We start from the raw sequence: 12454 nt of genomic DNA, 5'->3' as shown, positions 1-12454 counted from the left end.
TCTATGATTGGTTATTTGTTACATCATCAATGAAGATACCAGTTGGATTCCATTCATTTGTTAGATAATATTCGCCTGGTGTAAGATTTGTGATAGGTACTTCATTTCCTTCAGTTGATTGATAGTTGATCCATCTAGATTGAATTCCTTGTTCAGTTACTTCACAATCCCAATAAACTCTTTGAGAAGTTGGAGAGTTATCACCGTTAATTTTGTATACATCAATTATACAAAATCCAACTTTGATTGATGATGCAGTAACTCCATCAGGTAAAGTGACTATATCTCCTGAAACATTTGGTGTTGATTCTCTAACTGCAAATTCACCTATATCGGCAATATACCAAGGGTTATGTGCTGCATGATATTCAAATTCGCTTACAACTTCTGCCCAAACAAGATTTTCATTTTCATCACATAGTCTTTGTAGAGAATCTTGTGTTTCAGTTTCTGGAACATCAACTCCAGGTATTATTGGAAAAAATTCCAAGTTTCCAACACCAATATTTCCCCAAGCATTAGTAAATCTCAAAGTCTCAGTTTGCTGAGTGTTTTGAACTTGAAGATGCTTTGGAATTGATGTGATTATATCGGGTAAGAGTCAACGTCAGGGACGCCAACATTCCATTTCCACTAGGAGCTGCTACATCCAAAAGCATTGGTGTGGTAAACATGAATCCTAGTGCTAATAGAACTGGAAAAATAGTTGTTTTACGAAAAATTTTCTATGTGTATGTCATTTTTTGTTGTAATAAATTAGTAATTAATATACTATGACAACTAAAAATTCAAAAATTAATTGTGTCATAACAAAAGTTAAAACAAAAAATCTTTTGTAGATACTAAAGTACAGAGTCTTTTGTTTTAAAGACTCGTTTGAAATATTCTGATGGCTCAGATGGTTCTACAATATCATTTTTAATTCCAGCTAAATTCTTTGCCAGATTCTTTTTGTATCCAATTTGCATTTGCCTTTGTATTTGAATTCTTTGAGCCTGTGGAGAACCTGCACCATGCATTGATTCTGTAAGATACCCAACTGCATTTCTACCTAAAGTCATGTTTTCAATTAATCTAAGAATTCTCATTCTATTTTCAACATCTGTACCTTTTCTTCCAGCGAGATATTTTTTTAGTAATGGGCCTGCTTCTGGATGTCTAAAGTCTTTTTCAGATGGAAGTGTAACTACCAATCCACCTGCAATGTCTTGTGCAAGTCTGCTAATTTCATAGGGGAATCTTGTGACATTGTGTTTACAAACTTGTGCAAGCATATCATCATTAAGATATACACCCGATTTCATCTTCTGACCTTGATGAGAAGATGCAATACCTGCTGCAAATATTGTTTCATTAAGATGAGTCATCTCAATAATCTTATCTTTAATGTGAGAAACTTTAGGAACGCCATTATAGTCTGCAATTGTTGCTGCAGCTCCGATTAGAACATCACCGAGTCCAGTTTTACAAACATAACTACGTCTATGATAGCATGTGAAACGTTCTATAAGCATTGATGCAAATTCATATTCACCATGCATGAAGACTTTGTCCCATGGAATAAACACTCTATCTAAGATGATTAGTGCTTCTTGTCCGCCGAATTTTGCATTACCATCATCAATATCACCTTCTTCCATACTTCGTGTATCACAAGATTGTCTACCGTAAATGTAAGTAACGCCTTTTGCATCTGCAGGAATTGCACCTACAATTGCCCAGTCTTTATCATCTTCTGTTAATCTAATAGTTGGCATTAAAATTATCCAGTGAGAGTTTATGCAACCAGTTTGATGTGCTTTAGCACCAGAAACATAAACTCCGTTTTCATCAGTATCAACAATTCTTGTAAATAAATCAGGGTCTTCTTGTTCAGAAGGTCCTTTACTTCTATCTCCTTTTGGATCAGTCATAGCACCACCAATTACAAGATTTTCTTTTTGAACCATCTTTACAAATTCTAAAAATCTTTTGTGGTAATCTGTACCATGTTTTTCATCGATTTCAAAAGTTGTTGAATGTAAAGAGTTCAGTGCATCCATTCCAACACATCTTTGGAAACATGTACCAGTGTTTTGACCTAGTTTACGTTGCATTTTATTTTGTAAAACTAAATCTTCAGCACTCTCTGCAATATGTAAAAATCGATTTACTTTTAGTCCTGTAATTGATGAATCAGCAGAAGCTAATGCTTCCTCACGTACTGCAAGATCATATGTTTCTGCAACAGCATTAATTGATGGTCTAATAATTGGATGATCTACAGGTTCTTTTACTAATTCTCCAAAAAGGTAAACCTTAAGATCTCTGCCCCTAAGGCTTTCAATATAATCTTCACCAGTTCTAATCGTCTTTAAGACATTAGCCATGTAACAATATCATTTTCATGTGGTATAAATATTCTAAATTAATTTAAGCGTAAATTTAGGAATAAATTGCGATCAGAGGCCTATTCGGACATCTAGAATTCTACATCCCTTTCCTTTTTCCATAACCAGAACAGGATTCATGTCTAATTCTTTAATCTCTTTAAAGTCAGAAACTAATTGTGATAATCTCTGAATGCATTCAGAAAGTTTTGTGATATCTGATGGTTTCTCGCCCCTAACACCTTGAAGGAGTTTTTGAGTTTTAATTGATGCAATCATATCATCTGCTTCTTTGTCAGTAACAGGAGCAAGTTTGAATGTAACATCTTTGAGAACTTCAACATAGATTCCACCCATTCCAAGCATAATGACCGGACCAAATCCAGGTTCCAGTTTAGAACCAATGATGAGTTCTTTACCACCTTTAACCATCTCAACAATCAAAACACCTTTGATCTCTGCTTTCTTGTTGTATCTTTTTGCATTCTTCACAATGGTTTTGAATGCATCTTTTACTTCAGTATCATTTGTGAGATTAACTTTAACACCACCTGCATCTGATTTGTGAATAATTTGTGGAGATGCAATCTTCATTACAATAGGATAACCAATCTTTTTTGCAATCTTTACTGCTTCAGTTTCATTTTTAGCAAGTGCACTTTTAGGAAGTGGTAAACCATACGCTTTGAGAACTTCTTGACCTTCTTCTTCTAGGAGATTTGGTCTTTTCTCTTTTTTGACTTTATCAAATATTTTTTTGGCTTTAGCCTTGTCAACTTTGAATTTTGTTATCTTACCAGGAGAAGATTTTACCCAGTTAGAGAATCTAATCATTGCAGCAAGCGTTCTGATTGCACCCTCTGCATATGTATAATATGGAACATTCCCATCAGCTAAAATTTCTCTATTTGTAATTCCTTCATCTAATCCCATCAAACTTGCCAGCATTGTCTTTTTGTATTTTTTTGACATATCAACAATAACTTCTGCAAGTTTATCATAGTCTAAGGTTCCAGAAGGAGTACACATAGAGATAACAGAACCTACTTTTGGATGTTTAAGAACACGATCTAGTACATTATGAAATCTATTAAAATCAGCATCGCCAACAATATCAACTGGATTTCTAGAACTTCCCCAAGGCGGAATTACCTCATCAATTTTTTTTCTAATACTGGTGATATCTGCCATCTTGATTTTAGCTTTTGAACAGGCATCTGTAGAGATAATTGCAGGGCCACCAGCGTTTGAAACAATAACTAGATCACCACTTGATGGCAATGGTTGTTTTGAGAAGGCTGTTGCATAATCAAACAACTCTTCCATTGTATCAACTCTAATGGCACCAGATTGTTTTAGAAGAGCATCATAAATTTCATCAGAGCCCATCAATGCCCCAGTATGAGACATTGCAGCTTTTGCACCTTCAGGACTACGTCCAGATTTGAGAACAAGTACTGGTTTTTTGAGTTTTTTAGTAATATTCTTACAAACTTTAAGGAATTCTTGTCCATTACCCATATCTTCAAGATACATTACAATGACCTTAGTTTGTTTATGATTTGCAAGAATTTTTAGAACATCAACTTCGCTCATTACAGCTTTGTTTCCAAGACTTACAACAGCAGAAAAACCAATTCCTTGTGCACTAGCATCTTCAACTAGTGCAGCACAAATTGCTCCACTTTGAGATACAAGTGCAATTTTTCCAGATTTTGGTGTAATCTTAAGAAAAGTTGAATTCATCATTGTTTTTGGATCAAGATTCATGACACCAAGACAATTAGGTCCAATTACTTGGATTTTGTATTTTTTAGCAATATCTTTTATTTCTTGTTCACGTTTTGCCCCTTCTTCATCAACTTCTTTGAAGCCAGCTGTGATGATAATTACTCCTTTGATTTTTTTCTTACCACATTCTTCTAGAACTGGTGCAACCAATGTATTTTTGATTACAATAACTGCTAGATCAATTGGTTTTGGAACATCTAAAACACTCTTGTATGCTTTTTTGTAAAATACCGTATCTCTTGAGGGGCTAATTGGATAAACTGTTCCTTTAAAACCATTCATAATGTTTGATGTGATAGTAGCTCCAACACTTCCTCTTTTGTCAGATGCACCAATTACTGCAATAGATTTTGGAGATAAAACGACAGATTCTGTCATGTAACGTTGATCAAAAGATTTTGTATAATAAAGTTATTCACAAGAATATACTATGTATAACTGATCGCTGGAATGAGAAAGTGGTTTCTATAGTGGTTTTTTACTACATAAACACAAAATTTAGGCTCAGTTTTCATTATTCATTTCAGGAATTTTCTTTTCAACAAATTGTAGAAAACTGCTAATTTGAGATTTAGTTAGTTCAAATTCATCATTTTCACTATCCATAAATAAAAAAATTGAAAAAAGGTTTTAACTGATTATTATTAAGATCACATAATGTTAACTGATGATCCCAATTATGATGAATTCAAAGAGTTTCTGTCTCGTCCCATGCAGTATGCATCTGGATTTCCAAAAAATACGCAGGGAACCATGCCTAAAGGATGGGTAAAAGAAGGTGAAGTCATAGAAGAAACTGAAAGACAGGAAGAGGAAAGAGAGAAAATTTCAGATCCAAATAAAGAAAAATTAGAAAAATACGTGCTAGGTCTGCTTGAAAAGACATCAACGGGGTTCTCAGTAGTCTTAGTCATGTACACAATTGCTTTTGCAGTTGGAGTAGGATTGATAATTGCTGCTCTGGTATTGGCAATACAGAATAATGATGCTGCCAATAATATTCTCTCAGTATTCTTTGGCACAGCAGGAACAATAGATATTGTGTTGCTGATGTACAGGCCTGCAAGGGAAATTCAGAGGAGCAGAGTCAATGCATCCAAACTTGCAGCATCAGTATCTGAATGGTTTTCAATATCAAGAGGATTGGATGTGGCTTACAAAAAATTACTTACAGAGGGAGACATCAAAACTAATTCTGAGGAAATAAAAAAGATTGTAGAACTAAGAAGAGACACCACCATAAAACTGATTGACATAATGGACAAGACTGCTTCAGAAAAATTAAGAGATGACGGACAAAACTAAGATGAGATCTGAAACACGTTTTCGTTGCATCGTTTAAGATGGCACTTGAATCTTGGGATCAATTAAGCATTATTGGAATCATCTTAGAAATTATAGGGTTTTTGTTTCTATTACGAAAATTCTCTACAAATTTTATGGAAACAGCTAATAACATCCAAAAAGAAAAAGGGAGACAGTTGAATATTTTTGAGGTAATCGGCATAGCAATACTTACAAAAGTAGAACGAGCAATATGGGTCGTTATTGTAGGGATGGTTGTTTTGGGCCTTGTATTACAACTCATAGGAATAGTTTGGGAAAATATGTGAGTAGTAAAACTAAGACATATCAGTGCTCTTTTTCAGAAACACTTTGCCGTCTTCTTCTACAAACATTATGGTGTAATTGTTTTTGGAACAATTATCTTAATCTCAGTAATTAGCTACCCAGCATCTTTCCTGCCAAATTCTCTTTTCTAGGAACCCAAACAATTGATAAATTTGAAATTTTACCAATTATGCTCCAAGCTTCTCTTGCCAAATCACGTAGTTGTTCATTGTTTATTGCAAATTCATGATTTAACTGATTAACAGTATTTTTAGAATCACTAAAAATTGTGATTTCTTCTTCAGAATCAACAAACTTGTTTAATGCAGAAATTATTGCTAAATATTCAGCCTGATTGTTAGTAATTTCAGGTTTTTTTTCATAAAATGATTCTCCAGTTTCTTTTACAAAGAAACCATATCCACCATTAGGGCCTCCTGAACCATCAACATAAACACTAATTCCCATCTTTATACAACCTCGTTATCTTTACACTTAGATTAACTACTATCATGTAAATGATTGTAGATATTCCTTGCGATGCAATTGATGCTAAATATGGATCATAATTTATTACTAGAAAATAATACTGTAGGATCCATCTAACTATAGTATAAACAATTTCTGCAATTCCAAGAGAGGTAACTAATTTTTTAAGATCATGTTTTAGTTTTACTGTATCAGTCTTACCTGATTTTAGACGATATTTCTTACGATTGTCAAGATAAAACAACCCACTAAATACAGAAAAGTAAATGGCATAATCAGCAATTGTAGTAAATGTTGTGTTTAGATAATCAGCTTGATCAGATAAAATTTGAGCAATGATTGCAGAAATTATAATTGATGCTGCAAATGCAATTAGAATATTTTTATTTAGTTTTAGATATTCTTGCAACATATATTTTGACTGGCCTTGTTACAATTAAACTAAGATTAGTCCAAAGTAATTTTTAAGAATATTATTAATCCTACAAGCTCTGCAACACCAACTCCCAACATATATGGGAATATATCGTGTGAGAAAATTTGTTCCATAGAAAAATAAGCCATAGCTCCAATTACATTATGTAAGAATAGCATAGCTGCAACAACAATCATTCCAAGTGGAAGTTGTGCTCTTGTTTTTCCATACATTTTTCCAAATATGACAATCAAAATTCCCAAGATTCCCATATTGATAATTGAAACAATTGACAAAATCAGAGATGTAGGCTCCATTTAGAGAGAGACACCTCTTGAGCTTTTATTTACTTTTATCCAATTTTCCTTCAATTTCTTCAAATGTCTCCATATTTACTTCTAGAAAAGTTGAGATGAAAAACATAACACCGTATTTTTCGCCTGCCTTTGTTATCAAATTATTTTTTTCAAGTACCTTAATGTGATGTTGAATTGCCTTATAATCAAGACCTAACTCATTTGCTAATTGGTTAGTGTTTAATGGATTTTCTTTTAATTTTGAAATAATTTTTAATCTGTTTAACCCACCTCGTGAGCCAGCAAAAATGAACCAGAGTAGTCTTTTTGCATCAGGATCATTTACCATTATTAATGCAAAATCTTCTTGCCTACCACTAAAAGGTATTTTGTGCATAAATAATGAAAGTATAAAAAACATATCAGCCAAAAAATACTGAAATAAAAAATGATGTTAAATTACGATGCACCTCTGTATAGACCACCTTCTGAAGCAAGATCATTAATTTTTCAAGTAACATTGGGTTGCTCATTTAACGAATGTTCTTTTTGTGATATGTACAGATCAAAAGAATATTCAGAAAGACCATGGGAAGAAGTAAAATCAGAAATTGACATGATGGCAAAATATTTACCAGAAACTAGAAGAGTTTTTCTAGCAGATGGAGATGCATTAAATCTTGATTCAGAATATATGATAAAGATTGTAAAGTACATTAGAGAAAAATTTTCAAACATTGAACGAATTTCTTGCTATGCAATGCCCATGAACATTCTAAAGAAAACATCAGAGGAGCTAAAGAAAATGAATGAGGCGGGTCTTGACATGTTTTATTTAGGAATCGAGAGTGGTTCAGATATTGTCCTAAAAAAAGTAACAAAGGGCGCAATTGCAAAAACTATCATAAAGTCAGTCAACAAGGCAAAAGAAGCTGGATACGTAATGTCATGTATGGTGATTTTGGGATTGGGTGGTAGAAAATATTCAAAAGAGCACATCAAAGGAACTGCAGAAGTGATTAGTGCTTGCTCTCCACATTACGTAGGAGCATTAACTCTTTATTTAGAAAATGGAATTAAACAAGAATTTCTTGACAAGTTTGGAGGGGAGTTTGTTAGAATTGATGATGATGAATCATTAGAAGAATTACATGATTTAATCAACCAAATTAATACTAAAGATGAGATTGTGTTTAGAGCGAACCATGGCTCAAATGCATATACTATCAAGGGGACTTTCCCTCAAGACAAGCAATCAATGCTAGATAAGATAGAGTGGATGAAGCAACATCCAGAAATTATGCGTCCTCAAGGACTAAGAGGATTCTAAATAAAATTTTCTTGATTTAGATATACTACTTTGAATATATTTACTGAATAGTCTCCATCAAAAATCTTCTTTATTTCTCCATTTTCAGAATGCAACACTCTGAATTTGTATTCATATTGTCCATTTTCTGTCACATCAGTCTGAGCAAAATGTACTGCATCATTATTTTGAAAAATCTGAATTATGACAGGATAGCCTTCAACATGATTTGCAATTTTTCCTTCTACAAATGCCCATGGCAAAACATTATCTTCAGATGCATGAAAAAGAATTGTTGACTTTTCAAGTCCCAGAGTTCCACTTAATGGAATAATTTCTGTTTGAGGTTCATGTGTATGACCATTAATCATTATTTGACCATAATGTGGATGTGCAAAAATAGAATCTACAGATAGGGATATGAGGACAACTGCAAAAATACCTGAGAATAAAAGAGTGTAATTCATATGAAAATCTCATCAGAGCTTAATTTAAGATTTTTACTTTACAAATTATCAATTATAGGTTTAAGATTATCTGGCAATTCTGGTAATTCAGTGTGGCTCTCATTATTTTGAAGAATTTCAGGGCCTATACGTCGAACTTTTTGAGTTCCAATCAAAGTATCAATATTTCGTTGAATATCTTTTTCTGAAAGTATGGTTTTCAATTTTTCAAGCACAGTTGCTTCATCTTCATATTTTTTAATCCCATATTGAACCAAGATTGTTTTTTCTTCAGATGAAAATTCAGTCATAATTGTTCTAGATTGTTTTAGGCTAAAAATCTTTGATTATTAAAATACAGTTAAAATATGATGAGTTGTAAATCATCATGTTTGGTAAGTAAATTACAACTAATACAAAATGTTCTAGGTATGAAAAGATATGCTACAATTGCAATAGTTAGCGGTGTAGGGTTAGGAATAATCTATTATTTTTTAACAATGTCATTGCTACCTACTCATTTTGATATAGCAATAGAATTAGCTCCATCATATATTGTAACATCAATAGGATTAACAATTACAATATCAGCATTAGCTGGAATCAATTTTGCAATGATGGCCTTTAAAATGAAAAGAATGAAAATGATGAATTCGGTTAAATCAAATTCATCAGCAGTTTTAGGAGGAGCATTTGCTGCATTTACTCCAGGATGCCCTGCATGCACTGCTCCACTTGCAGTAATTTTAGGCGCAATTGGAGGATTATCATTATTTCCAATGCAAGGATTAGAATTGAAATTTGTTTCAGTAGGAGTATTAATTTTCTCTATTTATTGGATATCTAGAGGCCTACAAAGTAAAAGTTGTTGTAAAATAGGATGAATCAATTTTTGTTTTGATTTTCATAGTAAAGTCGTATAACCTCATCAACTATAGTATTGGTATCACCATCTTTTTCAGAACTTACAAGAAGTAAGTGATCGTCACCAAGATAAAATGAGAATCGTTTAATTTTGTCATATTCACCAAGGGTGTAGATAGTTTTTCCTAGCCATTTTGACATGTCTTTACGTGTTTTCCAGTCCAATATTGAAAGATTTACTAGTTCTTTTTCTGCATGATCTGAAAGCAAGTTTTCTACTCCTTCCCTCATACCACCACCAATCCGAACTGCCCATTCATCATATACTGTTGCAAATCTAATTTTGGGATCAGTATCTAAAATTTGCGAACAAAATTTTTCATAATCCAATACTATTCGATGAATTATGAATTATTAAAGTAAAAAAATCAATTCAGGCGTTATTTACTAAAAATATGACTAAAAATAATATTTAAAATGGTTTTAGAAAATCTTATCATCTAGAAAGATTTCTTAGAATTATGGAAATTCAGGATGCTGTTGAAAAAATTTTGAAAATCAGTCCTTCTGTAAGAGTAGTAAGTGTCTGTGATCTCAAAGGCAATTTGTTGTTCTCAGCACGTTCTAAGAAGGTAAATCTTTTGGTGTCAAAGAAACAAAGCATGGCATCATTAAAGGCTGCAGCAAAAGATTGGAAACAACGCAAAAAACTGATGAGAAGTCTAGGAGCATGCAAATATGTGGTTGCAGAATATGACAAAGTCAAGAGATTAGTAATTCCTGCAGGAAAAAACCATATTCTGTATATTACCACAACTGCTTCTCTAGATCATAACAAAGTTGTTAGAAAAGTTCGTTCTTTCAAGTAACTAACAACTAAAATTTTTTTAAATAATTTTTTATTTTAAAATAATAGATAAAACCATCTAGGGAATATACATACATTAATTGTTTTAATCGACTATCAGAGTTTTCGTTTTCCAGTGCCTCGTCCTGAACTGACCCACATTCCTTTAGTGGATTTTACTGGTGTGCTTTCTATATCACCAAACTTAATCTTGCCAGTTCCACGACCTACTGTGATGTACTTGTTTGAAGATGCCTTTTTTCTTTCTTCTTGGAGTTTTTTGAAATCATTTCCAGCCCAAGCTGAGTCTTTGTCATCGACTTCAATTATTCTTGTACCTCTACCAGTTCGAATTTTTCTTTTTACCAAAATGAACCACATATAGATACTAATTATCATTAATAAGATTTTGAAATGTATGCCTCCATTGGAATTCAGTCAAAATTTCAATGCAAAAATGACTCATACAGATTTAGCCATATTTTTGGGTCAAAATGGCGCAGATAGGCACAATAATCAGATTTTCATTTAAAATAAAATTAGATTTATCAACACTTACACATATTTAGAATAATGCAAAAATTCATGATCTTCTCTGTTCTAATATTTTTTTCAATATTTTCAACAAATCTAGCTTATGCACAGGAATTGCCAGAGTGGTTTTCTCAAATAGAAGAATGGGCAAACCAAGATATAATTTCTCAACAAGAATTTAATCATGCGTTAGAATATCTTATCGAACAAGGAATATTACAATATAAACAAAAAGAAGTTTTAAAGGAAGAAAAAATATTCAGGATTGAAATTCCAACAGAAGAAGAAAGATTAGAGTTACCTGAATGCGATGGTAAATTCTTTACAACATATCCTGTAGATATGAATGAGGTAAAATCAATAACACCATTAGGAAATCTAGGACCACCAGGCCATACTTTTCCGACTCAGCATCCACACATACATTTGGGAGAATATGATACAAGTTATTCCTATCCATTATACACACCAGCTGATGTTTTCATAACCAGTGTATCGTGGCAAGAAAACATTACACAGGATCCAATTGATTATGTAATTTATTTCGCATTATGCAAAGATATCATAGGATATTATAATCATGTAAAAGCTTTATCTGATGAAGTTAAGCATATAATAGAAAAAGTAGAATGTGAATCTTTTTCAATAAAATCAGAAGGTTCATGTACAAAAGTACTCTTAGATAAAATAGAAGAAGGATCTGTATTAGGGCAAGTAGGATTAGAACAAGGCAATTTTGATTTTGGGTTGATTGATATAAGTAAAAAATTAGATTTTATTAAACAGGAAAGATATCCTATTAGAGATCGATACGTAAATTGTGTGTTTGATTACTATGAAGATCCTATGAAACAACAGTTTTACGATTTAATTAACAGAATAGATGGCACTTGTGGTCATGTAATGCAAGATGTTCCAAATACATTGAAGGGTAACTGGTTTCATGAATCTGCACAAAAAGAGTATGTAGTTGATTGGAACGTATATCTTGCTTTTGTTGATCATTATGAAGATCCTAGTATACAGGTCGTGTCAATTGCAGGAATAATTACTGAGCCATCCTTATTCAAATTTATTCCCAAAACAAATGGAGAAATCAACAGGGAATTTTCTCAAGTCACTTCAGATGGAAATATTTATTGTTACGAAGGTGCCAACATCATAAGATATTTTGAAAAGGTACCTTTAGGAAAAATACTTGTTCAGATGATTGGTAATGAAACCTTACAAATTGAGCATCAAACAGGAAATTGTACTCGAAACGAGAATTTTACAAATCCTACATTTTACAATAGATGAAACATACAAACAATACGAAATCATATATCAATATCCTTTTTTTAGTAAGTTCAATTCCCTAGAGGCTTGAACCAGTATTGTACAAAAGAAAATAAAAAAAGGATTTGAACCAATGAAGGTTCAAGTCCAAATGGGCCCACGTGGAATCTGCCACCATTTCAGGGTTAAAAATGGACGCTTTACA

General features: G+C 32.7%; 17 protein-coding genes. 6 read left to right on the top strand and 11 right to left on the bottom strand.

Translation table 11 applies throughout. The features are described from left to right. Position 1: 1 nt before the first annotated feature. From C6989_RS10185 to C6989_RS03585, 3 genes are all read right to left on the bottom strand, one after another. Positions 2-532: a hypothetical protein gene (locus C6989_RS10185; RefSeq protein ID WP_255464626.1), complete on the bottom strand. Its 531-nt coding sequence runs from the start codon at positions 530-532 to the stop codon at positions 2-4. 310 nt (positions 533-842) lie between these two features. Beyond that, entirely contained in the window at positions 843-2369 is a 1527-nt protein-coding gene (locus C6989_RS03590) for a 4-hydroxyphenylacetate 3-hydroxylase family protein (protein WP_148702764.1), read from the bottom strand. 72 nt (positions 2370-2441) lie between these two features. Continuing rightward, a complete protein-coding gene (locus C6989_RS03585; protein ID WP_182126373.1) occupies positions 2442-4538 on the bottom strand; it encodes a 4-hydroxybutyrate--CoA ligase in 2097 nt (698 codons plus the stop codon). A 279-nt stretch (positions 4539-4817) separates the two neighbouring features. Between C6989_RS03585 and C6989_RS03580 the strand changes: the two genes are divergently transcribed. Both C6989_RS03580 and C6989_RS03575 read left to right on the top strand, forming a co-directional pair. After that, positions 4818-5465 carry a hypothetical protein gene (locus C6989_RS03580; RefSeq protein WP_182126372.1) on the top strand — a complete coding sequence of 216 codons (648 nt, stop codon included), beginning with the start codon at positions 4818-4820 and terminating at the stop codon, positions 5463-5465. Positions 5466-5503: 38 nt separating this feature from the next. Beyond that, positions 5504-5773: a hypothetical protein gene (locus C6989_RS03575; protein ID WP_182126371.1), complete on the top strand. Its 270-nt coding sequence runs from the start codon at positions 5504-5506 to the stop codon at positions 5771-5773. Positions 5774-5882: 109 nt separating this feature from the next. Here C6989_RS03575 and C6989_RS03570 read toward each other — a convergent pair whose 3' ends face one another. The 4 genes from C6989_RS03570 to C6989_RS03555 are packed head-to-tail and all read right to left on the bottom strand — an operon-like array spanning position 5883 to position 7320. Continuing rightward, positions 5883-6239 (bottom strand): reverse transcriptase-like protein, encoded by a 357-nt coding sequence (locus C6989_RS03570; RefSeq protein WP_182126370.1) that lies wholly within the window; start codon positions 6237-6239, stop codon positions 5883-5885. After that, a complete protein-coding gene (locus tag C6989_RS03565; protein WP_182126369.1) occupies positions 6229-6672 on the bottom strand; it encodes a hypothetical protein in 444 nt (147 codons plus the stop codon). The genes C6989_RS03570 and C6989_RS03565 overlap by 11 nt, the downstream gene beginning before the upstream one ends. A gap of 35 nt (positions 6673-6707) precedes the next feature. Further along, positions 6708-6992 (bottom strand): DUF8036 family membrane protein, encoded by a 285-nt coding sequence (locus C6989_RS03560; protein ID WP_148702758.1) that lies wholly within the window; start codon positions 6990-6992, stop codon positions 6708-6710. 25 nt (positions 6993-7017) lie between these two features. Then, positions 7018-7320: an ArsR/SmtB family transcription factor gene (locus tag C6989_RS03555; protein ID WP_148704102.1), complete on the bottom strand. Its 303-nt coding sequence runs from the start codon at positions 7318-7320 to the stop codon at positions 7018-7020. 99 nt (positions 7321-7419) lie between these two features. On the opposite strand from C6989_RS03555, the gene C6989_RS03550 reads away from it, so the two are divergent. Further along, on the top strand, positions 7420-8301 hold the full coding sequence (locus C6989_RS03550) for a radical SAM protein (protein ID WP_148702757.1): 882 nt from the start codon (positions 7420-7422) through the stop codon (positions 8299-8301). On the opposite strand, the gene C6989_RS03545 is transcribed toward C6989_RS03550, so the two are convergent. Together C6989_RS03545 and C6989_RS03540 are read right to left on the bottom strand one after the other, a co-directional pair. Further along, positions 8298-8747: a hypothetical protein gene (locus C6989_RS03545; protein WP_148702756.1), complete on the bottom strand. Its 450-nt coding sequence runs from the start codon at positions 8745-8747 to the stop codon at positions 8298-8300. The two genes, C6989_RS03550 and C6989_RS03545, sit on opposite strands and share 4 nt — an antisense overlap. Before the next feature lie 38 nt (positions 8748-8785). Beyond that, on the bottom strand, positions 8786-9037 hold the full coding sequence (locus C6989_RS03540) for a hypothetical protein (protein WP_148702755.1): 252 nt from the start codon (positions 9035-9037) through the stop codon (positions 8786-8788). A 60-nt stretch (positions 9038-9097) separates the two neighbouring features. On the opposite strand from C6989_RS03540, the gene C6989_RS03535 reads away from it, so the two are divergent. Further along, the gene (locus C6989_RS03535; RefSeq protein WP_148704101.1) at positions 9098-9610 is read left to right on the top strand and encodes a hypothetical protein; all 513 of its coding nucleotides are present in this window, start codon (positions 9098-9100) and stop codon (positions 9608-9610) included. A 1-nt stretch (position 9611) separates the two neighbouring features. Here C6989_RS03535 and C6989_RS03530 read toward each other — a convergent pair whose 3' ends face one another. Further along, positions 9612-9980, bottom strand: coding sequence for a hypothetical protein (locus C6989_RS03530; RefSeq protein WP_182126368.1), 369 nt, complete (start codon positions 9978-9980; stop codon positions 9612-9614). Between the two features lie 131 nt (positions 9981-10111). On the opposite strand from C6989_RS03530, the gene C6989_RS03525 reads away from it, so the two are divergent. Continuing rightward, positions 10112-10459 carry a hypothetical protein gene (locus C6989_RS03525; RefSeq protein ID WP_148702754.1) on the top strand — a complete coding sequence of 116 codons (348 nt, stop codon included), beginning with the start codon at positions 10112-10114 and terminating at the stop codon, positions 10457-10459. A gap of 95 nt (positions 10460-10554) precedes the next feature. Here C6989_RS03525 and C6989_RS03520 read toward each other — a convergent pair whose 3' ends face one another. Next, complete coding sequence (locus tag C6989_RS03520; RefSeq protein WP_148704099.1) at positions 10555-10818, bottom strand: hypothetical protein; 264 nt, start codon at positions 10816-10818, stop codon at positions 10555-10557. Between the two features lie 192 nt (positions 10819-11010). On the opposite strand from C6989_RS03520, the gene C6989_RS03515 reads away from it, so the two are divergent. Continuing rightward, entirely contained in the window at positions 11011-12270 is a 1260-nt protein-coding gene (locus C6989_RS03515; protein ID WP_182126367.1) for a hypothetical protein, read from the top strand. Positions 12271-12454 lie beyond the last annotated feature (184 nt).

It is taken from the genome of Nitrosopumilus sp. b2 (assembly GCF_014078535.1).
Lineage (GTDB): Archaea > Thermoproteota > Nitrososphaeria > Nitrososphaerales > Nitrosopumilaceae > Nitrosopumilus > Nitrosopumilus piranensis.
The sequence above is the reverse complement of the archived record's forward strand: the minus strand, read 5'-3'. Positions and strand labels throughout refer to the sequence as shown.

Coding starts and splice junctions, on each gene's coding strand:
- C6989_RS03515 (WP_182126367.1), top strand. CDS start 11,011: ATGCAAAAATTCATGATCTTCTCTGTTCTAATATTTTTTTCAATATTT.
- C6989_RS03555 (WP_148704102.1), bottom strand. CDS start 7,320: ATGGTAAATGATCCTGATGCAAAAAGACTACTCTGGTTCATTTTTGCT.
- C6989_RS03545 (WP_148702756.1), bottom strand. CDS start 8,747: ATGAATTACACTCTTTTATTCTCAGGTATTTTTGCAGTTGTCCTCATA.
- C6989_RS03550 (WP_148702757.1), top strand. CDS start 7,420: ATGATGTTAAATTACGATGCACCTCTGTATAGACCACCTTCTGAAGCA.
- C6989_RS03560 (WP_148702758.1), bottom strand. CDS start 6,992: ATGGAGCCTACATCTCTGATTTTGTCAATTGTTTCAATTATCAATATG.
- C6989_RS03590 (WP_148702764.1), bottom strand. CDS start 2,369: ATGGCTAATGTCTTAAAGACGATTAGAACTGGTGAAGATTATATTGAA.
- C6989_RS03570 (WP_182126370.1), bottom strand. CDS start 6,239: ATGGGAATTAGTGTTTATGTTGATGGTTCAGGAGGCCCTAATGGTGGA.
- C6989_RS03580 (WP_182126372.1), top strand. CDS start 4,818: ATGTTAACTGATGATCCCAATTATGATGAATTCAAAGAGTTTCTGTCT.
- C6989_RS03585 (WP_182126373.1), bottom strand. CDS start 4,538: ATGACAGAATCTGTCGTTTTATCTCCAAAATCTATTGCAGTAATTGGT.
- C6989_RS03565 (WP_182126369.1), bottom strand. CDS start 6,672: ATGTTGCAAGAATATCTAAAACTAAATAAAAATATTCTAATTGCATTT.
- C6989_RS03540 (WP_148702755.1), bottom strand. CDS start 9,037: ATGACTGAATTTTCATCTGAAGAAAAAACAATCTTGGTTCAATATGGG.
- C6989_RS03535 (WP_148704101.1), top strand. CDS start 9,098: ATGAGTTGTAAATCATCATGTTTGGTAAGTAAATTACAACTAATACAA.
- C6989_RS03520 (WP_148704099.1), bottom strand. CDS start 10,818: ATGTGGTTCATTTTGGTAAAAAGAAAAATTCGAACTGGTAGAGGTACA.
- C6989_RS03525 (WP_148702754.1), top strand. CDS start 10,112: ATGGAAATTCAGGATGCTGTTGAAAAAATTTTGAAAATCAGTCCTTCT.
- C6989_RS03575 (WP_182126371.1), top strand. CDS start 5,504: ATGGCACTTGAATCTTGGGATCAATTAAGCATTATTGGAATCATCTTA.